This window comes from Streptococcus sp. ELY_86 (assembly GCF_058314495.1).
The window spans coordinates 563,281-584,124 of record NZ_JBZFUK010000001.1 but is presented as its reverse complement, the minus strand read 5'-3'; the positions used below and the strand labels follow the sequence as shown (position 1 = coordinate 584,124).

At 42.7% G+C, this 20,844-nt stretch carries 24 protein-coding genes and 1 riboswitch; of the genes, 21 read left to right on the top strand and 3 right to left on the bottom strand.

Annotated elements, in window-relative coordinates:
* Positions 1 to 44: 44 nt before the first annotated feature.
* The 9 genes from racE to yidD are packed head-to-tail and all read left to right on the top strand — an operon-like array spanning position 45 to position 5,756.
* Entirely contained in the window at positions 45 to 839 is a 795-nt protein-coding gene (gene racE, locus AC4HAN_RS02830; RefSeq protein ID WP_491091073.1) for a glutamate racemase, read from the top strand.
* Positions 836 to 1,813, top strand: coding sequence for a nucleoside-triphosphate diphosphatase (locus tag AC4HAN_RS02825; protein WP_491091072.1), 978 nt, complete (start codon positions 836 to 838; stop codon positions 1,811 to 1,813). The genes racE and AC4HAN_RS02825 overlap by 4 nt, the downstream gene beginning before the upstream one ends.
* On the top strand, positions 1,795 to 2,313 hold the full coding sequence (locus AC4HAN_RS02820; RefSeq protein ID WP_491091071.1) for a metallophosphoesterase: 519 nt from the start codon (positions 1,795 to 1,797) through the stop codon (positions 2,311 to 2,313). The genes AC4HAN_RS02825 and AC4HAN_RS02820 overlap by 19 nt, the downstream gene beginning before the upstream one ends.
* Positions 2,310 to 2,771 carry a cyclic-di-AMP-binding protein CbpB gene (cbpB, locus tag AC4HAN_RS02815; protein ID WP_491091070.1) on the top strand — a complete coding sequence of 154 codons (462 nt, stop codon included), beginning with the start codon at positions 2,310 to 2,312 and terminating at the stop codon, positions 2,769 to 2,771. The genes AC4HAN_RS02820 and cbpB overlap by 4 nt, the downstream gene beginning before the upstream one ends.
* Entirely contained in the window at positions 2,768 to 3,508 is a 741-nt protein-coding gene (gene xerD, locus AC4HAN_RS02810; protein ID WP_491091069.1) for a site-specific tyrosine recombinase XerD, read from the top strand. Before cbpB ends, xerD begins: the two co-directional genes overlap by 4 nt.
* Positions 3,508 to 4,215 carry a segregation/condensation protein A gene (locus AC4HAN_RS02805; RefSeq protein WP_491091068.1) on the top strand — a complete coding sequence of 236 codons (708 nt, stop codon included), beginning with the start codon at positions 3,508 to 3,510 and terminating at the stop codon, positions 4,213 to 4,215. Before xerD ends, AC4HAN_RS02805 begins: the two co-directional genes overlap by 1 nt.
* Entirely contained in the window at positions 4,212 to 4,799 is a 588-nt protein-coding gene (gene scpB / locus AC4HAN_RS02800) for an SMC-Scp complex subunit ScpB (protein WP_491091067.1), read from the top strand. Before AC4HAN_RS02805 ends, scpB begins: the two co-directional genes overlap by 4 nt.
* Positions 4,789 to 5,517, top strand: coding sequence for a pseudouridine synthase (locus AC4HAN_RS02795; RefSeq protein WP_491091066.1), 729 nt, complete (start codon positions 4,789 to 4,791; stop codon positions 5,515 to 5,517). Before scpB ends, AC4HAN_RS02795 begins: the two co-directional genes overlap by 11 nt.
* Complete coding sequence (gene yidD, locus AC4HAN_RS02790; RefSeq protein WP_491091065.1) at positions 5,514 to 5,756, top strand: membrane protein insertion efficiency factor YidD; 243 nt, start codon at positions 5,514 to 5,516, stop codon at positions 5,754 to 5,756. The genes AC4HAN_RS02795 and yidD overlap by 4 nt, the downstream gene beginning before the upstream one ends.
* Positions 5,757 to 5,937: 181 nt before the next feature.
* On the opposite strand, the gene AC4HAN_RS02785 is transcribed toward yidD, so the two are convergent.
* Positions 5,938 to 7,377, bottom strand: coding sequence for a TrkH family potassium uptake protein (locus AC4HAN_RS02785; RefSeq protein ID WP_491091064.1), 1,440 nt, complete (start codon positions 7,375 to 7,377; stop codon positions 5,938 to 5,940).
* Positions 7,378 to 7,380: 3 nt separating this feature from the next.
* Positions 7,381 to 8,736 carry a Trk system potassium transporter TrkA gene (gene trkA / locus AC4HAN_RS02780; RefSeq protein ID WP_491091063.1) on the bottom strand — a complete coding sequence of 452 codons (1,356 nt, stop codon included), beginning with the start codon at positions 8,734 to 8,736 and terminating at the stop codon, positions 7,381 to 7,383.
* A gap of 339 nt (positions 8,737 to 9,075) precedes the next feature.
* On the opposite strand from trkA, the gene AC4HAN_RS02775 reads away from it, so the two are divergent.
* The 6 genes from AC4HAN_RS02775 (at position 9,076) to mnmM (ending at position 13,913) form a co-directional block, all read left to right on the top strand.
* Entirely contained in the window at positions 9,076 to 9,624 is a 549-nt protein-coding gene (locus tag AC4HAN_RS02775; RefSeq protein ID WP_491091062.1) for a tRNA (cytidine(34)-2'-O)-methyltransferase, read from the top strand.
* 161 nt (positions 9,625 to 9,785) lie between these two features.
* Positions 9,786 to 9,993: riboswitch (FMN riboswitch) on the top strand.
* 69 nt (positions 9,994 to 10,062) lie between these two features.
* On the top strand, positions 10,063 to 10,635 hold the full coding sequence (locus tag AC4HAN_RS02770; RefSeq protein WP_491091061.1) for an ECF transporter S component: 573 nt from the start codon (positions 10,063 to 10,065) through the stop codon (positions 10,633 to 10,635).
* On the top strand, positions 10,625 to 11,281 hold the full coding sequence (locus AC4HAN_RS02765) for a phosphatase PAP2 family protein (RefSeq protein ID WP_491091059.1): 657 nt from the start codon (positions 10,625 to 10,627) through the stop codon (positions 11,279 to 11,281). Before AC4HAN_RS02770 ends, AC4HAN_RS02765 begins: the two co-directional genes overlap by 11 nt.
* Positions 11,282 to 11,510: 229 nt before the next feature.
* A complete protein-coding gene (locus AC4HAN_RS02760) occupies positions 11,511 to 12,419 on the top strand; it encodes a cation diffusion facilitator family transporter (protein WP_491091058.1) in 909 nt (302 codons plus the stop codon).
* A gap of 22 nt (positions 12,420 to 12,441) precedes the next feature.
* Positions 12,442 to 13,374: a tRNA modification radical SAM protein MnmL/YtqA gene (gene mnmL / locus AC4HAN_RS02755; protein WP_491091056.1), complete on the top strand. Its 933-nt coding sequence runs from the start codon at positions 12,442 to 12,444 to the stop codon at positions 13,372 to 13,374.
* A complete protein-coding gene (mnmM, locus tag AC4HAN_RS02750) occupies positions 13,371 to 13,913 on the top strand; it encodes a tRNA 5-(aminomethyl)-2-thiouridylate-methyltransferase MnmM (RefSeq protein ID WP_491091054.1) in 543 nt (180 codons plus the stop codon). Before mnmL ends, mnmM begins: the two co-directional genes overlap by 4 nt.
* 212 nt (positions 13,914 to 14,125) lie before the next feature.
* Here the strand turns inward: mnmM and AC4HAN_RS02745 are convergent, their stop codons facing one another.
* Positions 14,126 to 14,908 carry an ABC transporter ATP-binding protein gene (locus tag AC4HAN_RS02745; protein WP_491091052.1) on the bottom strand — a complete coding sequence of 261 codons (783 nt, stop codon included), beginning with the start codon at positions 14,906 to 14,908 and terminating at the stop codon, positions 14,126 to 14,128.
* Positions 14,909 to 14,984: 76 nt separating this feature from the next.
* Between AC4HAN_RS02745 and AC4HAN_RS02740 the strand changes: the two genes are divergently transcribed.
* The 6 genes from AC4HAN_RS02740 to AC4HAN_RS02715 all read left to right on the top strand — a co-directional run bounded on the left by AC4HAN_RS02740 (position 14,985) and on the right by AC4HAN_RS02715 (position 20,783).
* Complete coding sequence (locus tag AC4HAN_RS02740) at positions 14,985 to 16,079, top strand: AI-2E family transporter (protein WP_491091050.1); 1,095 nt, start codon at positions 14,985 to 14,987, stop codon at positions 16,077 to 16,079.
* A 37-nt stretch (positions 16,080 to 16,116) separates the two neighbouring features.
* Positions 16,117 to 17,454 carry a hemolysin family protein gene (locus tag AC4HAN_RS02735; RefSeq protein WP_491091048.1) on the top strand — a complete coding sequence of 446 codons (1,338 nt, stop codon included), beginning with the start codon at positions 16,117 to 16,119 and terminating at the stop codon, positions 17,452 to 17,454.
* A 73-nt stretch (positions 17,455 to 17,527) separates the two neighbouring features.
* Positions 17,528 to 18,319 (top strand): pyruvate formate-lyase-activating protein, encoded by a 792-nt coding sequence (pflA, locus tag AC4HAN_RS02730; RefSeq protein WP_491091046.1) that lies wholly within the window; start codon positions 17,528 to 17,530, stop codon positions 18,317 to 18,319.
* Between the two features lie 249 nt (positions 18,320 to 18,568).
* A complete protein-coding gene (locus AC4HAN_RS02725; protein WP_491091044.1) occupies positions 18,569 to 19,501 on the top strand; it encodes a manganese-dependent inorganic pyrophosphatase in 933 nt (310 codons plus the stop codon).
* Positions 19,502 to 19,624: 123 nt separating this feature from the next.
* Positions 19,625 to 20,140: a YiiX/YebB-like N1pC/P60 family cysteine hydrolase gene (locus tag AC4HAN_RS02720; RefSeq protein ID WP_491091042.1), complete on the top strand. Its 516-nt coding sequence runs from the start codon at positions 19,625 to 19,627 to the stop codon at positions 20,138 to 20,140.
* Positions 20,133 to 20,783, top strand: coding sequence for a DUF1803 domain-containing protein (locus AC4HAN_RS02715; protein ID WP_491091041.1), 651 nt, complete (start codon positions 20,133 to 20,135; stop codon positions 20,781 to 20,783). Before AC4HAN_RS02720 ends, AC4HAN_RS02715 begins: the two co-directional genes overlap by 8 nt.
* Positions 20,784 to 20,844: the final 61 nt, after the last annotated feature.

Sequence of the window (20,844 nt, the reverse complement as noted above, 5' to 3'; positions counted from 1 at the left end):
ATAAGACTGGGTTTTCCTAGTCTTATTTTAGAAAGAAGATAGCTATGGATAACAGACCTATTGGTTTTTTAGATTCCGGCGTAGGAGGTTTGACCGTTGTGCGCGAACTTATGCGTCAGCTCCCCCACGAAGAAGTCGTCTATATCGGGGATTCAGCGCGTGCTCCTTACGGACCGCGTCCGGCTGAGCAAATTAAGGAATATACATGGGAATTGGTAAATTTTCTTTTGACTAAAAACGTCAAAATGATTGTTTTTGCCTGCAATACAGCGACAGCTGTCGCTTGGGAAGAGGTCAAGGAAGAGCTTGACATTCCCGTTCTGGGCGTGATTTTGCCGGGATCAAGCGCGGCGATTAAGTCTACTGTGTCCGGCAGAATCGGTATTATCGGGACACCGATGACTATTAAATCGAATATTTATGAGAAGAAGATTCTGGACTTGTCACCGCAGATGAGTGTGACCAGCCTGGCCTGCCCCAAGTTTGTTCCGATTGTCGAGTCTAATGAGATTCACTCAAGTGTCGCTAAAAAAATTGTTTATGAAAATCTGGCTCCTTTGGCCGGCAAAGTAGATACACTTGTACTGGGCTGTACCCATTATCCGCTTTTAAAGCCTATTATTCAAAATGTTATGGGTCCTTCAGTCAAATTGATTGACAGCGGAGCAGAATGTGTCCGTGATATCTCTGTGCTGCTGAATTATTTTGAAATTAACCGCAGCCGCAGTTTAGAAAATCTGGACCATCGTTTTTATACAACGGCCAGTACTGCCAGCTTTAAGGAAATTGCTGATGATTGGCTGCCCTTGCCTATTGAAGTGGAGCATGTTAGCTTATGAAGCAAAAACTATATGAATACAAAGATGAGCAAAACTGGTTTATCGCTCAATATTCCAAGGAAAACTCATCAACTTATTATCAAGAACAGGCAGAAAAAACCTATGCCTTGCTTGAGCAAAATCTCAGAAGCCTGTTGGATGAGGGAAGCTTTTTGACGCTGACGGTTGTTAAAATTGCTTCCGGTATGGCCTTGGTTCAGTTTCTTTTAGAAATTATCAATGATCAGCAGCATACCTATAAGGCCAGCAGCCATAAGGGAGCTATACTGGTTACAGAAGAAGACCGATTGGTTTTGGTCTGCCTGCCCCAAGAAGGCTTGATAGTCAGTGAATTTTTTGGCGGAGAGGCTGATCACTCTGCTGACCTTGGAGACAGCATTCTGATTGCAACCCGCAATGAAGGAAAGACTAAAGAATTCAGCCAGATGTTTGCTAAGCTGGGACTTAAAGTTGAAAACCTTAATCAGTATCCTGAACTTCCTGAAGTTGAAGAAACGGGTTTAACTTTTGAAGAAAATGCCCGCCTTAAGGCAGAGACGATTTCTCAACTGACAGGTAAGATGGTCTTGGCTGATGATTCTGGTCTGCAGGTAGATATCTTAGGCGGCCTGCCGGGTGTCTGGTCAGCCCGTTTTTCAGGGCCTGATGCGACAGACCAAAAGAATAATGCCAAGCTCCTGCATGAATTAGCTATGGTCTTTGAGCTTAAAGATCGTTCGGCTCACTTTCATACGGCCTTAGTGGTTGCTGCTCCTGATAAGGAAAGTTTAGTGGTTGAAGCAGACTGGCCGGGTTATATTGGAATGGAACCTAAAGGCAGCAATGGTTTTGGCTACGATCCGCTGTTTATTGTAGGAGAGAGCGGAAAGACCGCAGCGGAGCTCTCGGCTCAGGAAAAAAATGACATTTCTCACAGAGGACAAGCTGTTAAAAAGCTTATGGAGGTATTCCCGGCATGGCAGAAGGCACATTGATTATCATGAGTGATTCGCATGGTGATCGGCAAATCGTAAAAGAAATAAAAGAACGCTATTTAGGCAAGGCAGATGCTATTTTTCATAACGGCGACTCTGAGCTGCCGGCGAGTGATCCGATCTGGGAAGGGATTCAGGTGGTCCGCGGCAATTGTGATTTCGGGGAGTATCCGGATTCTCTTGTGACAGAGCTGCCTAACTTAACAATCGCTCAGACGCATGGGCATTTGTTCAGCATCAATTTTGGTTTTGAACGTCTGGACCTTTGGGCACAGGAAGAAGATGCGGATATTTGTACCTATGGGCACCTTCACAGACCAGCTGTCTGGAAAAACGGCAAAACAGTCTTTATCAATCCGGGCAGTGTTTCTCAGCCGCGCGGCGATATTAATGAGCGTCTTTATGCTAAAGTACGTTTTAATAAGGACAGCATCCGAGTAGATTATTTCACACGTGATCATGAAATCTACCCAGCACTCTCACAGGAAATAAAACGATGATAGCAAAAGAATTTGAAAACTTCTTAAAACCGCTTTTGGAAAATGATCTGACTCCGGCTGAAGAGCTGGCAATCTTTATTGATACCCATAATACGGCTCATGTCATGCTCCTTCTTGCTAATAACGGCTTTTCGCGGGTGCCTGTCATTACCAAAGATAAAAAATACGTTGGCACCATCAGTATGTCAGATATTATCAGGTATCAGCAGGAAGAAGATATCGATGATGAAAAGCTGGCCGCTCTGGACATTTCTTATATGACTAACGGCAGCTATGCGACTGTGGGGTCTGATGCTGATCTGACAGAGGTGATGCACAAATTAGTGGATGCTAATTTTCTGCCGGTCGTTGAAGCAGACGGTACTTTTTTAGGCATCATTACACGAAAAGTTATTTTGAAGGCACTGAACAGTTTACTTCATGAATTTACAAACGAATACACACTGACAAAAAAATGATAACACTTATTCCAGAATTTATCGCCAGCAAATCCTTATCGTCCAATTCACAAAAATCTTATCTCTATGACCTGCAGCAATTTGCAGAGATTACTGAAGGGAAAATCAGCCCAAACAAGCTTAAGCTCTATGAGCAGTCCTTGGCAGACTTAAAAGTTTCAGCAAAAAAGCGTAAAATTTCAGCTGTCAATCAATTTCTCTTCTTTTTGTATGAGCATGAGAAACTGGACCATTTTTATAAAATTAAAAATAAAGAAAAGCTGCCTCTTGCAAGGCCTGCTTACAAAGAAATGGATCTGTCTGTTCTTTATGAGGAAACTTACGACCGAACAGGCCAGCTTATTGCTCTTTTAATTGCGGAATTAGGACTTTCTCCAAGTGAAATTGCCCGGCTGAAATGGGAAAATATAGCTTTGGATTTTCAGGTACTGACGGTGATGAGCGGCCAATCAAGGAGAGTTTTGGAACTGTCCGAACGGCTGCTGTCTCACCTGCCCGAAAAAGAGGAAGGAGCTGTCTATTTATTTGATAATAAGGGAGAGCCTTATTCGCGCCAGTGGCTGTTTAACAAACTGAGCCATTATTTGGCGGCTGTAGATCTTAAAGAAATGACAGCTCAGAAATTGCGGGAGCAATATATTATCAAAGCTAAAAATAAGGGAGTCAGTATGATGGATTTGGCTAAGCATCTGGGTCTTAAAAGTCCTGTAACATTGGAAAAGTATTTTAAAAACTGATGGATATTAAATTAAAAGATTTTGAGGGGCCCTTGGACTTGCTCTTGCATTTGGTCTCTAAATATGAAGTTGATATTTATGATGTTCCAATCGTTGACGTTATTGAGCAGTATCTGGCTTATATTGCGACACTGCAGGCGATGAAGCTTGAAGTAGCGGGAGAATATATGGTGATGGCCAGTCAGTTAATGCTGATTAAAAGCCGTAAGCTGCTGCCTAAGGTTGTCGAAATGACCGAGTCTGAGGAAGATCCGGAGCTGCAGCTGCTGCAGCAAATTGAGGAATATCGGACTTATAAACTTTTAGGCGAGCAGCTGGCGCTTAAGCACAGTGAGCGGGCGCAGTATTTTTCCAAGCCAAAAGTAGAACTGATTTATGATGATGTCGAGCTTCGCCAGGATAAATCAGTTGTAGATATCTTTCTGGCCTTTTCAAAGATAATGGCTGAAAAACAGGAAGAAATCAAAAACAGTCATACAACAATTGACAGCGATGATTACCGTATCGAAGATATGATGCTGGTGGTTGAAGAAAAAGTCGCCAGTCAAAAAGAGACGAATTTGTCACTCCTGTTTAAAGAAGCCGTTTCAGTTAACGAGATGATTACCATCTTTTTAGCAACTTTGGAGCTAATCAAGGTACACCGTGTTTCTGTCTGGCAGGAGCATAATTTTAGTGATATCATTTTAAGAAAGGAAACTACATGACCCTTCTGTCAAAGATAGAAGCACTGCTCTTTGTGGCAGGCGAGGACGGGCTTGGTTTGCGTCAGCTGGCTGCTCTGCTGGATGTGCCTGTTCCGGCGCTGCTTCAGCAGCTGGAGAAACTGGCTGAGAAATATGAAGCGGACAAAAATTCTGCTCTTTGTCTGATGGAGTCTTCAAAAACTTATAAACTGGTTACTAAAAAGGATTACGCCGAACTTTTGCGCCAGTACTCCAAAACACCTATCAATCAGAGCCTGTCCAGAGCCAGTCTTGAGGTGCTGTCGATTATCGCTTATAAACAGCCCATTACTCGCATTGAAGTTGATGATATCCGGGGAGTTAATTCCAGCGGTGCTATTTCTAAGCTTCAGGCCTTTGATTTAATCCGTGAAAATGGGAAAAAAGAAGTACTGGGACGGCCCAACCTTTACGTGACGACGGACTATTTCTTGGATTATATGGGAATCAACAGCCTGGAAGAGCTGCCGGATGCTTCCGGTATTGAATTAAAAGACGAAGAATTTACGCTTTTTAGCAATAAAGAAGAAGCGCTTGAAGAAGCAAAGGAAGAAAATGAGAATTAATAAATATATTGCACATGCAGGAGTAGCCAGCCGCCGTAAGGCTGAAGAGCTGATCAAACAAGGCCTTGTGACCCTTAACGGCCAAACGGTCACTGAACTGGCAACGACTGTCAAATCAGGTGACAGAGTTGAAATTGACGGCCAGCCTATTTATAACGAGGAAAAAGTTTACTACTTGCTCAATAAGCCGCGCGGTGTGATTTCCAGCGTATCTGATGATAAGGGCCGCAAGACTGTTATTGATTTGCTGCCCCAAGTTAAAGAAAGAATCTATCCTGTCGGGCGTTTGGATTGGGATACGTCAGGACTTTTGATTTTGACAAACGACGGTGATTTCACCGATAAAATGATTCATCCGCGCAATGAAATTGATAAGGTATATGTGGCGCGCGTGAAAGGAATCGCGGATAAGGACAACCTGCGGCCTTTAACACGCGGTGTCCTTATTGACGGTAAAACCACCAAACCGGCTCGATACAATATCCTAAAAACAGACAGGCAAAAGAACCGCTCAGTTGTTGAACTGACTATCCATGAAGGGCGCAATCATCAAGTGAAAAAGATGTTTGAAGCAGTGGGTTTAACAGTTGATAAGCTGTCACGGACACGTTTTGGCACACTGGATTTATCAGGACTGCGTCCGGGAGAGTCAAGACGATTAAATAAAAAGGAAATCAGTCAGCTCTACAATGCGGCTGTTACTCAAACACGCAAATGAAAAAAGTGCTCATTGCGCCAGTCAGATTCTATCAGAAATTTATCTCACCTGCTTTTCCTGCTTCCTGCCGCTATCGCCCTACCTGCTCGGCTTATATGATAGAAGCGATTGAAAAGCATGGTTTAAAAGGTGTCTTGATGGGGATTGCCAGAATTTTGCGCTGCCATCCCTTTGTAAGGGGCGGTCAGGATCCGGTGCCGGATCATTTTACCTTGCGCAGAAACAATAAGAAAAACTAAAATAATCCTGCTTTTGCTTTCTTAAGCAGCCTCAGGCATTGCGGCTAAAGCCCGTTTTTAATAATAATTTTAAGCGGATTTAGCCTGCTTTAAAACCCTTAATGCCAATCAGCTGTAAAACGAAAAAACCTCACTAAGGTATGCTTCCTAATGAGGGTTTTTCTATTATTGAGAGCTGTTGCTAGGTTTTAGACCATGTCTTTGGAATAAAGAGCAGCAGCATTGGGTAAATTTCCAGCCGTCCCGCAATCATTGCAAATGACAGCACTAATTTTGAAAAGGGGCTGAAGATAGCGAACGTTTTATCTGTACCTAAGATCGGTCCAATGTTATTAAAGGCGCTGGCAGCCGCACTGACAACGACCATAAACTTGTTGCTGTCAAGTGTCAGAATAAAGACTAAGCCGATAAAAATAGCAAGGTAGACCGTCAGATACTTAAGAACACTGTGCTGTATCCGTTTATCAAGCGGCTGATGGTTGATATGCAAAGACATCATCCGATTAGGATAGAGGCTTGAAAGAACTTGATTTTTAGCAGTCTTTGACAGAATCAAAGCCCGCATAACTTTAAAGCCGCCGGCTGTTGAACCGGCCGATCCTCCGATAAACATCAAAAGGAGCAAAATAAATTGAGCAAACAGCGGCCAGACGGTCAAATCAGTAATCCCAAATCCGGTCGTTGTGATAACCGCCGAAACTTGGAAGAAGGAAATTTCCAAACCTTTTGCCGCTGTGTCGAAGAGTCCGCCGATATTTAGCCAGATTAAGAGGATTGAAACCACAACAATGCCGATGTAAACTCTTAGTTCTTCATCGCCAAAGAAGGCTTTAAACTTGCGCATCAGCAGCAAATAATACAGGTTAAAGTTGACACCGAAAGCCAGCATACCTATTGAAACCAGGTTTGTAATCAGTGGGCTGTTGTAGTGGGCAATACTGTCATTGAAAACAGTGAATCCGCCGGTTCCGGCAGTTCCCATGGCTGTGACCAGGCTGTCGTACAGCGGCATGCCTGCAAACCAAAGAACAACAGCAAAAATCGTAAACATGGCCAAATAGATAATGTAGAGGATCTGAGCGGTGTCTTTAAGTTTGGAGACAACCTTGCCAAATACAGGCCCCGGAACTTCCGCTCGCATGACTTCTAAGTGGCTGTTTTTGCTGTTTTCCATAATGGCAAGAGCGAAAACCAGCACTCCCATCCCGCCGATAAGGTGAGTAAAACTGCGCCAAAACAGCAGTGAGTGAGATAAAACAGACACATCGGGCAAGATAGTAGCCCCTGTTGTTGTAAAGCCTGAGCTGACTTCAAAGAAAGCATCAATGATGTTGGGAATCTGACCGGTAAAAACAAAGGGCAGTGCTCCAAAGAAGGACCAAAGTACCCAACAAAGAGCAACAATCAGCAGCCCTTCCTTGGTATAAATATGCTGGTTTTTAGGTTTAAAAATAATACCGAGGCTTCCAAGAAGAACCAGAATAGCCATAGTGCCTAAAAGACTGAATATAACTGTTCGGTCTTCCTGATAAATAAGAGCAACAAGCAAGGGGACAGCAAGAAGCGCAGCTTCAATCAGCAGTAATTTTGATAAGAGAAAGCGTACCATACTTTTATTCATAGCTTACCTCTTCAATAAATCATAGATATGGGTGATATTCTTGCGCAGTGTGATAACAACGATTTTATCACCGACTTCAAACACATCATCACCGGTTGGGAAAATAGTCTTTCCGCGGCGAATAATAGCAGCTATTAAAACATCGCTTTTAAGTTTTAGATTGGACAAGGTTTTGCCGGCCATTTTATTAGCCTGACGGATCTCAAACTGCAAGGTTTCAATTCGGCCGTTAGCCACATGGTGCAGAGCGTCCAGGTTAGAATCTTGTGCATTAACGCGTCCGCGGATAAAGTGCATCATGGAGTCCACTGCGATGTTTTTAGGTGTAATAATACTTGAAAACTGTTCGGGATTAATAATTTCAAGAAGACTGGTACGGTTGACTTTGGTAATATTTTTCTGCACGCCCAGAGTTTCTAAAAACATGGATGCAATAATATTTTCTTCGTCAACACCGGTCAGAGTAGCAATAGCATCGTAGTTGGCAGCACTTTCTTCCAAAAGAATATCCTTAGCCGTGCCATCCCCCTGAACAACGTGAATGTGAGGAAATTCCTGACTGAAGAGTTCGGCCTTTTTAGGATCGACTTCAATGATTTTAGTCCGCAGATGACGATTTGTCGTTTTGAGGATATTGAGCAGATAATAGGCAATTCTTCCGGCTCCGATAATCATCAAACTCTTGATGACCTTGTTTTTAACAAAGTTATGGAACTGAATCATGTCCCTACGATTACCGGTTACAAAAATTTTGTCATCAGGCTGAATGATATCGTCTCCGTCAGGAATAATCAATTCGTGATTGCGCTCAATAGCACAAATCACAATGTTGCTGAATTTTTTGCGGAATTGATTCAAGGACATCTGGCAGAGCTTGTTGGTGTCTACGATTTTAAATTCCATCAGCATGACACGGCCATTGACAAAATGTTCTACAGACAGCGTATTTGGGAAATCAACCATGTTGGCAATATAACGGGCTGTCAGCAGTTCCGGATTGACGACCAGGGAAAAACCAAGAAAGTTTTTGTCTTTAAAATAAGTATTGGAATATTCAGGGTTGCGAACCCGTACAATCGTTTCTGCAGCTCCCATTCTTTTGGCCAGCACAGCTGCTACCATGTTTACTTCATCCTTATCTGTAATAGCGATGAAAATATCACAGTTTCGAACGTCAGCCTGCTCCAAAATTCTGAAATTAGCACCATTGCCAACGATTCCCATAATATCAAGGCGTTTTGTCACATGATTAAGCACAGTTTCATTTTCTTCAATGAGAATAACATCGTGCTTTTCATCAACAAGTGAGCGACAGAGAGCCTTTCCGACCTTACCGCCGCCAACGACAATAATTTTCATGATTTACCTCCAAATTATAATAACTATCATACCTCTTTTCAGGAGAAAATGCACTAGTTTTCTATGGAAATTCAAAAGAAAAACGGAAAGGAAGAGGGCTGCTGTTCTATTTGAAAAGCAGTTCGTTTTTTCTGAAAAAAATCTTAAATTTTTTCTAACATTTTATTGACATCTTTGACAGAAGTGTTATACTATATACCAAGCTACTCATTGTTTTAAATCAAACCTGTTATGATTTAAGATAATGAGGCCCCACATACCACGTTACCTGCTGAGCATGACTCCGGGTTTCGTGGTTCTTTTTTTGGAATAAATAGACCAGCAGAAAGTTAGTATAAGATGAATATTGAAACATTGGAAAAAGAAAATCAGGCTCACGCTTCAGGCAAAAATCATGTTGTCCTGTTTGAACCGCAGATTCCTGCCAATACCGGCAACATTGCCCGTACCTGTGCAGCTACCAACAGTCCTCTTCACATTATCCGTCCTATGGGCTTTCCGATTGATGATAAGAAAATGAAGCGAGCCGGTCTTGATTATTGGGACAAACTGGACGTGCATCTGTATGACAGTCTTGAGGAGTTTATGGACAGCTGCTTAGGCAAGCTGCATCTGATTACCAAGTTTGCTGAAAAAACGTATTCGGATGAGCATTATGATGATGGACTGACGCATTATTTTATGTTTGGCCGTGAGGACAAGGGGCTGCCGGAAACGTTTATGCGTGAGCACGCTGAAAAAGCCCTGCGTATTCCGATGAACGATCAGCATGTCCGAAGCCTCAATCTGTCAAATACGGTCTGCATGATAGTCTATGAAGCTCTCCGTCAGCAGCAGTTCACTGGTTTGGAGCTTAGCCATACTTACGCTACCGACAAATTGAAGTAGGCTCATCTGTCTTTTGTTTCTTTAAGTCTGGCAGATAGTTTGTCTGGGAATGTCTGATTAGCAGTCTTAGCTTTTTGTCTGAGCAAAACAAGCGGTCTTTGAAGAATTTTCCGGAATTAAGAAAGAGTACTTGTTATTAGGGCTGTTTTTTGATATGCTAGAAGTGTCTTCAGGGCAGGGTGCAATTCCCGACCGGCGGTGACTGATAGCTGAATGATTTATTTTTTTCTGTTTGCTTAGCTGCTAACTTAAAACAGTGCTATTGCGACAGGGTAAGAGTAGATGTTAATTATCAGAAGTCCGCGAGCGCAAAGCTGATGTGGTGCAACTCCACAACCGACAGTAAAGTCTGGATGGGAGAAGACAAAGGGTTTTTGCGCTTGGCATTGATACTCTTTGCAGCTTCTTTCGATTTGTAAAAATTGGAGGAATTTTTTTATGAAAAAAACACAAAGCTTAGCTATTATTGCGATCTTATCGGCACTTTCTTTTGTGCTCATGATTTTCAACTTTCCCATTATTCCGGGTGTTGATTTTTTGAAGCTTGATTTTAGTATCATTCCGATTTTATTGGGCTTGGTGCTGTTTAATTTACGGAGTGCCTTTGCCATTCTCTTTGTGAGAAGTCTGCTCAAGCTTTTACTGGATAATGGCGGACCCGGCGGCATCATTGGTCTGCCGATGAATATAGCAGCGCTTGGTGTCTTTGTTTTAGCTTTTGGTCTTATTTGGAAAAATAAGGAAGAAACAAAAGCATTTGTCATTGCCAGTGCTGTCGGAACAGTTGCCATGGCTGCGGTTATGGTTGTTTTGAACTATATCTATGCCATTCCGCTTTATGCCAAGTTTGCCGGATTTGACATCGCTAAATTCATTGGTGTTGGGAAATACTTAGTCAATATGGTTATTCCTTTTAATCTTCTTGAAGGAGTTATTTTTGCAGTCAGCTTTGCTGTTATTTATGCAGCGGCCAAGCCGATTTTAAAAACTTATAGAATTCATGAAAAATAAACAATTTTATCTTTTGGGAGCTTCTTTTGCTGCCTTACTCTTTTTGCTGCTGGGCTATGCGGTTAAATTTTATCCTGATGCTTTAAAGGTTTTTGACAGCAGTGTGCAGGAGGCAATACGCGGCGATTTGCCTAAAGGCGCAACGATGTTTTTTAAAGCGGTAACTCAGCTGGGACATGAAGCTTATGTTTTTGCCTATGTCTTTTTCATCGCCTTGATCTTTTATTTTTGGAAAAAATGGAAGGCAGAAGCTTACTTTTTAGCTGGCAATCTTGTTTTAATGGGCATTTTGTCAACAGCTTTTAAATATTTATATCATCGTGCAAGACCCGACCTTTACTACCTCGTTGAAAAACCGATGGGACCGTCCTTTCCGAGCTGGCATGCGGCATCGACCATGATTGTTGCCTTGAGCTTGGCTTTTATTGTTCAGCAGCGGATAACAAAAGGAGAGTTTAAACGGATTGCACAGGCAATACTGATTCTTTTGGCGGTCTTAACAGCTCTGTCACGGATTTATTTGGGAGTTCATTACCCTTCTGACATAGTGGGAGGCTGGCTGCTTGCCGCTGCTGTTGCAGCCTTTGTCTATCCTTTTTACGATCAAAAACGCTTTGAATGGCGCTTTCAAGGCCGGCAGAAGTAGCAGAAAATTAGTCTTAATAATCTAGAAGAGCTGTTCATGATACGGTAGAGGTATCTGTGAAACAGCTCTTTTTGCTAAAAAAATCAGGCAATCACAATACTTCGTGTTATAATAAAGTCAATATAGCAAAACAGTATAAAAAAAATAAATTTAAAAGTCCCCTAGGACTTTGCGGAGCAGCTTTAGCGGCTTTAGCCGCAAAGCTGCTAACAAATTGAAAGGAGCTATTATGAACGTGCATAAGCACTCCCACCATGAGCATCATCACCACTTATCCAATCAGTCAAGCACTCGCATTTTTATCGCTTTTATGTCCAATTTTGTTTTTGCCATTATTGAGATGATTTTCGGCGGTATTTTTAATTCCAGCGCTATTTTGGCCGATTCTGTTCACGATTTTGGCGATGCCGTGGCTATTGGTCTGTCTTATTATTTTGAGCGTTTATCCAAGCGCAGGAGTGACTATAAATATACGCTGGGTTATTGGCGTTTCAGTCTCCTGGGTGCTTTAATGACCGCTGTTATTCTTATTATCGGATCTGGCTTGGTTTTATTTGAAAATGTTCAAAAAATAATGCATCCTGAGCCAGTTAACTACAATGGGATGCTGATCCTTGGTCTGGTTGCTATCGCAGTCAATATTGTGGCCAGCCGTGTTTTAAACGGGGAAGCATCTGAGCATGAGTCCGTTTTAAGCCTGCATTTTCTTGAAGATATTCTGGGTTGGGTGGCTGTTATTATTGTTTCTCTGGTTTTGAGAGTGACGGACTGGTATATTCTTGATCCGCTCTTGTCTGTGGCGATTGCGCTCTTTATTTTGAGCCAGGCCCTGCCTAAGTTTATCAGAAACCTATCTGTCTTTTTGGAGCATGCTCCCGGGAATTGTGATGTCCAGCAGTTAGAAAGGGAAATTTTGGCCTTGGAATGGGTTCAGGCCATCAATCAATTCAATCTTTGGTCCTTAGACGGCCGCAAAAATATTGCCATGATTCATCTGCTGGTTGCTCCTGATTGCAATGAGCAGCTGTTAAAAGACCGCGTTCATCATCTGTTTCAGACCTATCATATTGTGGAGTCAGCTGTTGAATGTGATCACTCAACCTTCCAGCACCTGCACCACAGTCCTTATATAAAATAAATGAAAATGTTATAATGAAAATATGGAAAAACGATACAATACTTTAAATGCTTACTATCGCCGGCTTTTTGGCGAAAAAATCTTTAAAGTGCCTATTGATGCCGGCTTTGACTGTCCTAACCGTGATGGCACGGTGGCCCATGGCGGCTGTACCTTTTGTACGGTATCCGGTTCTGGTGACGCGATTGTGGCACCGGAAGCGCCTATTCGCGACCAATTTTACAAGGAAATTGACTTTATGCACCGCAAGTGGCCAGAGGTCAAGCAGTACTTGGTTTATTTTCAAAATTTCACCAATACCCATGACAAAGTGGAGGTTATCCGTGAACGCTATGAGCAAGCAATCAATGAACCGGGAGTGATTGGTGTTAACATTGGAACGCGTCCGGACTGTCTGCCCGATGAGACGATTGCTTATTTAGCAGAGCTTTCTGAACGGATGCATGTGACAGTTGAGCTGGGACTGCAGACAACCTACGAAGAGACCTCGCGGCTGATTAATCGGGCGCACAGCTATGACCTGTATGTGGAGACGGTTGAGCGTCTGCGGCAGTTAGCGCCCAAAGCAGAAATTGTCTCCCATCTCATCAACGGCCTGCCCGGTGAAACCCATGAGATGATGCTTGAAAATGTCCGCCGCTGTGTGACGGACAATGATATTAACGGCATCAAGCTTCATCTTTTGCACCTCATGACCAATACCCGCATGCAGCGTGACTACCACGAGGGACGCCTGCAGCTGCTCAGCCAAGACGAGTATGTCAATATTATCTGTGACCAGTTAGAAATTATTCCTAAAGATATTGTTATTCATCGAATCACAGGAGATGCACCGCGCGATATGCTGATTGGACCTATGTGGAGCCTCAACAAGTGGGAAGTCCTCAACGCCATTGATGAGGAGATGGAAAGACGAAATTCATATCAGGGATGTAAGACGGAGGTGATGGCATGATCAAGCCCATTCAGCTCTCCCATGAGTTTTTGGCAGAGGTTTTAGATAAAGACAGTATCGCCGTTGATGCGACTATGGGAAATGGCAACGATACGGCCTTTTTAGCAAGGCTGGCTAAAAAAGTCTATGCTTTTGATGTGCAGGAGCAGGCTCTCGCTAAAACTCAGGAACGCTTGGCTAATCAGAAACTCACCAATGCAGAGCTAATCTTGGACGGTCATGAAAATCTGGATAAGTACGTCTCTGAGCCCATCCGCGCAGCTATTTTCAATCTGGGCTACCTGCCGAGTGCGGACAAATCTGTGATTACAAAGCCAGACACAACTTTAGCTGCTGTTGAAAAAATTTTAAACCGCTTAGAAATTGGCGGCCGACTGTCTGTCATGATTTACTATGGGCATGCAGGAGGCGACATGGAAAAAGATGCTGTGCTTGACTTCATCAGTCAACTGGACCAGCACCTCTTTACAGCCATGCTCTACCAGCCGGTCAATCAAATCAACACCCCGCCGTTTTTGGTTATGGTGGAGAAGTTATAAAAGTTTTGCTGAAAACAGCATCAAAAACAGCAGGCTGTCTGTAACCAGAAACAGCCTGCTGTTTTTTAATATGGGCAAATGCCTATATGGAATAAAATTAAGGCATTATTTTTTAAAAAGTTCAACGGACACTAAACAAAGTCATCGGAAACCGGCTGGGGGATCGATGATGTTTGCTGCCTGAGCCCTGTGTACTGAACGCTATTACAGTTTTACACTTCCGGCTTGATAAAAAAGCGCTCCTCATCAATGGGAATAATCTTGACATGGTTATCGTAGAAGTTTGACAGAACTTCTTGGGTGATGATGTCTTCTTTTTTGCCTTGGGCAACAATTTTGCCTTTCTTCAAAAGCAGAATATGATCCATGGTGCCGGTAATTTCCTCAGCATGGTGGGTGACATACAAAATTAGGGGAGAATGCGGCAGTTTAGCAATCAGGTCAACTTGCTGGAGCAGTTTTTCTCTGGCAAAGAGATCAAGCCCGCTCGTTGCTTCATCTAAGATGATGATTTCCGGCTCTTCCATTAAGCTTCTGGCAATCAAGAGGAGTTGTTTTTCGCCTTGTGACAGGTTGGCATAAGAACGGCCAAGCAGGTGCTCGCCGCCGATTGATTTCAGCATGTCACGCGCTTCGTCCAGCTCTTTGTCCCCGTAAGCTTTATAGAGGATACTGGATTTGTATTTTCCGGTCAGGACAATTTTTTCAGCCAGCATATTTTTAGGCAGCCGCTCAGCAATAAAGGAGCCGACGACACCAATTTTAGTCCGCATATCGGGGATGCTTCCCTGTCCGAATTTGGTACCTAAAACTTCAACCTGACCGTCGGAAGACCAGTATTCAGCCATAATCAGTTTCAGTAAGGTTGTCTTGCCGGAGCCGTTGAGCCCCAAAATAGCCCAATGTTCTCCCTGATTAACCTGCCAGTTCAGATTGCTCAGCAGCATCTTGCCCTGTCTTTTTAAACTTACATTTTTCATTGAAATAAGTGCCATCTTTTACCTCTTTGTCGTTTAATTGTTATTTATTATAACACAAAAATATGTTAAAATAAGCGCAAAAGGAGGGATTATGTTTAAGAACAACAGACTATTTTTTTGGACAGTAGAAGTTTTGCTGCTGACCTTGATTCTTTTTACCTGGCGGCAGATGGGAAGTCTTCTCAGCCCTTTTTTCAGTGTTGCTAAGACATTCTTTATGCCCTTCTTGCTGGGCGGTTTTCTCTATTATATTACCGATCCCATTGTTACCTTCTTAGAAAATCATTTTAAAATGAAACGGCTTTGGGGCATCTTGATTATCTTTGTAGCCTTAATATCTTTGATGGTTTTCTCAATTACCAGCTTGATTCCTAATCTGATCAATCAGCTGACAGACTTGATATCGGCCAGTCAGAATATTTATGTGGGACTGCAGGATTTGGTCAATGAATGGAAAGATAATCCGGCCTTTAAAAATATTGACATTAACGATCTTTTGAAACAATTTAATCTGTCTTATGTGGATATTTTGGAAAATGTTCTCAACAGTGTGACTGTCAGTGTTTCCAGTATCGTTTCGATGATTACAAATGCTGTGATGATTTTGATTCTGACACCGGTTGTTTTATTCTATCTGTTAAAAGATGGCGAAGGGCTTTTGCCCATGCTGGAACGCTCCATTCTGAAAAACGATACGCATAATATCAGCAAGCTTATGGGACAGATGAATAAGACGATTTCACGCTATATCAGCGGTGTTGCCATTGACGCGGCCTTTATTTTCGTCTTTGCCCTGATCGGCTACCATTTCATGGGCATTCAGTACGCCTTTCTCTTTGCCTTGGTTGCCGGAGTGACCAATGTTGTTCCTTATGTCGGTCCCTATTTAGGATTGACACCGGTTGTTTTAGCCTATGTTGCCAGCGATCCTCAAAAAATGATTATTGCCATTATCTATATCATGACTCTTCAGCAGATTGACGGGAATATTGTTTATCCGCGTGTGGTTGGCAGTGCTATGAAAATTCACCCTCTGACCATAATGGTGCTTTTGGTCTTGGGCAGCAATATTGCCGGGCTCGTCGGCATGTTAGTTGCGGTTCCGGCCTATGCTATTATCAAGGAAATCGTCAAATTCATCGCCGGCGTTTATGAGTATCACAAGAAAAATAAAATTATGTTATAATAGACTGACTATATATCATTTAGGAGAAAAATAACCAATGGAAGACCCTGGTAGTCAACCCTTAATTTTACAATTCTTAATACTGCTTATTTTGACACTTTGCAATGCTTTTTTCTCGGCCACCGAAATGGCTCTGGTATCTTTGAATCGTGCGCGCGTTGAACAAAAAGCTGAAGAAGGTGAAAAAAAGTACATCCGTCTCTTGAAGGTTTTAGAAAAACCGAATCATTTTCTCTCCACCATTCAAGTTGGCATCACCCTCATCACCCTTTTATCCGGAGCAAGTTTAGCGGATTCTTTGGGGCGTGAAGTTGCTTCATGGTTTGGCAATTCGGCGACCGCACGAACGGCAGGCAGTGTCATTGCCCTTGCGTTTTTGACCTATATTTCGATTGTCTTAGGAGAGCTGTATCCCAAGCGCATTGCCATGAATCTAAAGGACGGTCTGGCCATCTATTCAGCTCCGATTATTATTTTTCTGGGGAAACTCGTCAGTCCTTTTGTCTGGCTCCTGTCGGCTTCAACGAATCTGCTGAGCCGAATAACGCCCATGACTTTTGATGATGCCGATGAAAAAATGACGCGTGATGAAATCGAATATATGCTGACAAACAGTGAAGAAACGCTGGATGCCGATGAAATCGAAATGCTGCAGGGCGTCTTTTCGCTTGATGAGCTGATGGCGCGTGAAGTCATGGTGCCTCGGACTGACGCTTTCATGGTAGACATCAATGATGATACCAGTGATATTATTCAGGCTATTTTAAATGAACGGTTTTCCCGTATTCCTGTCTATGACGGGGATAAGGATAAAATTATCGGTCTTATCCATACAAAACGGCTGCTCGATGCCGGTTTCAAAGAAGGATTTGATCATATCAACCTGCGCCGTATCTTGCAGGAGCCGCTTTTTGTGCCGGAAACTATTTTTGTCAATGACCTTTTGACAGCTCTGAAAAACACCCAAAATCAAATGGCCATTCTGCTGGATGAATACGGCGGTGTGGCAGGCTTGGTGACGCTTGAGGACCTGTTAGAAGAAATTGTCGGTGAAATTGACGATGAAACGGATAAGGCTGCGGTTTCTGTCCGTGAGATTGCAGACCATACTTATATCGTTCTTGGAACGATGACGCTTAATGACTTCAATGAATATTTTGAAACTGACCTTGAAAGTGATGATGTTGACACGATTGCCGGCTTTTACCTGACCGGTGTCGGGACCATTCCAAGTCAGGATGAAAAAGAACATTTCATTGTTGACAGCAACAATAAACATCTGGAGCTGATCAATGATAAGGTTAAAGACGGTCGGATAACCAAACTGAAATTGCTGGTGAGTGAAATTGAAGAAGCAGAAGATGAAAAAGACTAAACAGAATGTTAGTCTTTTTTTTGTTTAAAGTGTTATAATAAAAATAAGAAAAACGTTTACAAGGAAGAAAATCATGACAGAAGAAATTGATTATAGAAAAGTAACCGGACTTGTTCATTCAACAGAATCATTTGGTTCAGTTGACGGTCCGGGCGTGCGTTTTGTCGTTTTTATGCAAGGCTGCCAAATGCGGTGCCAGTACTGCCACAACCCAGATACCTGGGCATTGACCAATGACAGAGCAACAGAAAGAACAGCCGAAGATGTTTTGGAAGAAGCCTTGCGTTTCAAGGGATTTTGGGGCGATAAGGGAGGCATCACAGTCTCCGGCGGTGAGGCAACCCTCCAAATTGACTTTTTGATTGCCCTTTTTACCTTGGCTAAGGAAAAAGGGATTCATACAACATTGGATACCTGTGCGCTTACTTTCAGAAATACACCCAGCTATCTGGAAAAATACAATAAGCTGATGGCAGTAACCGATCTGGTGCTTTTGGATATCAAGGAAATCGATCCCAAACAGCATAAGATTGTTACCGGTCACGGCAACAAAACGATTCTGGCCTGTGCCCGCTACTTATCTGATATCGGCAAACCTGTCTGGATTCGCCACGTTTTAGTGCCCGGTCTGACAGACCGCGATGACGATTTGATTAAGCTGGGTGAGTTTGTTAAGACCTTGAAAAATGTCGAACGCTTTGAAGTGCTGCCTTACCACACAATGGGAGTATTCAAGTGGCGTGAACTGGGCATTCCTTATGCTCTGGAAGGTGTTAAGCCGCCGACGCCGGACCGCGTCCGCAATGCTAAAGAACTCATGCATACAGAAACTTACGAAGAATACAAACGCAGAATCAACGGTTAAGAGGCCAATGCTGACAGCCTAAAAAGCAGCGACCAGCTGCTTTGCTGCGGAACTGTCTGAAGACAAAAAAAGTTCTTTGATATATTTTATGCTTATAAGTGATTATAAGAGACCGGAATGACAATTTCCGGTCTTTTTAGTGTTCCTTAAACGACAGCTGGAATCCTTCAATATCCCAACTAAAGCTTCTTTTGCTTAATGGCATCAAATTTGGTAAAATGAGATGAATAACAAAAATGAGGTAATATTATGTCTAAAATTTTAGTTTTTGGTCACCAAAATCCTGATACAGATGCTATCGGTTCATCAGTTGCTTATGCTCATTTAAAAGCTCAGCTTGGTTTTGACACTGAAGCTGTTGCTCTTGGAGCTCCTAATGAAGAAACAGCTTTTGTACTTGATTATTTTGGTGTTAAAGCACCGCGTGTGGTTACGTCTGCTAAAGCAGAAGGGGCAGAACAAGTCATTTTAACCGATCATAATGAATTTCAGCAGTCTATCGCTGATATTCGTGATGTTGAGGTGATTGAAGTGGTTGACCACCATCGTGTTGCCAACTTTGAAACAGCAAATCCTCTCTACATGCGCTTAGAGCCGGTTGGGTCTGCATCATCTATTGTTTACCGCCTTTATAAGGAAAATGATGTGGCTATTCCTAAAGAAATTGCAGGGCTGATGCTGTCAGGTTTGATTTCTGACACCCTGCTTCTTAAGTCACCAACAACTCATGCCAGCGATCCGGCTGTTGCCGAAGAGTTGGCTAAAATCGCAGGTGTTAATTTGGAAGACTATGGTCTGGCGATGCTTAAGGCTGGAACTAATTTGGCCAGCAAATCTGCGGAAGAATTGATTGACATTGATGCTAAAACCTTTGAGTTGAACGGCAATCAGGTACGTGTTGCACAGGTGAATACAGTTGATATTCCTGAAGTTTTAGACCGTCAGGCCGAAATTGAAGCTGCGATTGCCGCTTCACAGACTGCCAATGGCTATTCCGATTTTGTCTTGATGATTACGGATATTGTCAACTCAAATTCAGAAATCTTAGCTTTGGGTGCCAACACAGATAAGGTTGAAGCAGCTTTCAATTTTAAGCTTGAAAATAATCATGCCTTTCTTGAAGGAGCTGTATCGCGTAAGAAACAAGTGGTGCCTCAGCTGACTGAAAGTTTCAATGCTTAGTATAATAGTAGAATAGATAAGAAAGCTAGAACGTATGTTTTGGCTTTTTTACTTTGTAAAAACACTGAATGGCAGCAGCATTGCTTTTTCTGCCAACAGTTTATTTTATGATACAATAGAACTATGAAAATTCAAGATTTACAAAGCGGAGACTTGCTTTTTACGGCAGATCAGTCTGATATAGCTCAGGCCATTAAGGCGGCAACGGGAAAATATAATCATGTTGCTATTTATTTAGCTGGTGAGGTTTACCATGCAACAGGAGAAGACGGGGTTATTAAACAAGATTTAGCGGCGCTTTTAGCTGACGCAGATCAAAGTGTTTTTGTTTATCGCTACCCGCAGATTGACAGTCAGAATGTTCTTTTGGAGGCGCAAAAATACTTGGGGAAACCTTATAATGAAAGTTTTTACCCGACAGATCAGGCTTTTTACTGCTCGCAGTATATTGCAGAGATTCTGCCGATTTTTGAGACCATTCCCATGCAGTTTGGCGATGAGGAAAAGCCTGTTTCTGATTTCTGGCAGGCCTATTACGATGATTTGGGGCTGGCTGTGCCTTTAAATCAAGCGGGAACTAATCCCAGCCAGCTGGCTCGGTCTGAGCGTTTAGTTTATGTAGGAGAGCTTGATGATTAAAATTTATAATGGCAGCAAATTAACGCGCCAGCCGTTTTTTCAAGAACTCATTCAATACCTGGAGGAGCATGACGATGTGACTCTGCGCCAGATTAAAAGAGAATTTCCGCAGGAGGAGCACTTGGAGCGCTCGATTGAAAATTACGTTCAGGCAGGCTATATTTTGCGGGAAAATAAGCGCTACAGCAATGCCTTCGAGCTTTTGGAAAGTCTGGATGGTCTGACACTGGACAGCCAGATTTTTGTGGATGACAGCAGTCCTCTTTATCAGGAGCTGCTGGCTGTGACTTTTGAAACACGTCTAACTAATCAGACCAATGCAGCTGTGCTGCTTGAAAAAACGACCATTACCAGAGATAGTCTGACACTGTCCAACTACTTTTTTAAGCTGAAAGAAAAGCTGCCTTTGTCAGCAGAACAAAAACGGCTCTACCATTTACTTGGAGATGTCAATCCCGAATACGCCCTCAAATACATGACGGCTTTCCTGCTGAAATTCGGCAGAAAAGATGAAGTCGCTCAAAAGCGCCCTGATATTTTTGTTCAAGCTTTGGAATTATTAGGCTATATTGAAAAAAATCAGCAGGGCAAATATGAGATGAAGCTGTCTTTTGATAAGGATAAATTGGTTTTTGAAAGCTAAAAAAGCGCTGTGCTTAGTATGTCGACCTTGGTGCGGGAGATTTGGAAAAAGCAAAGGTAAG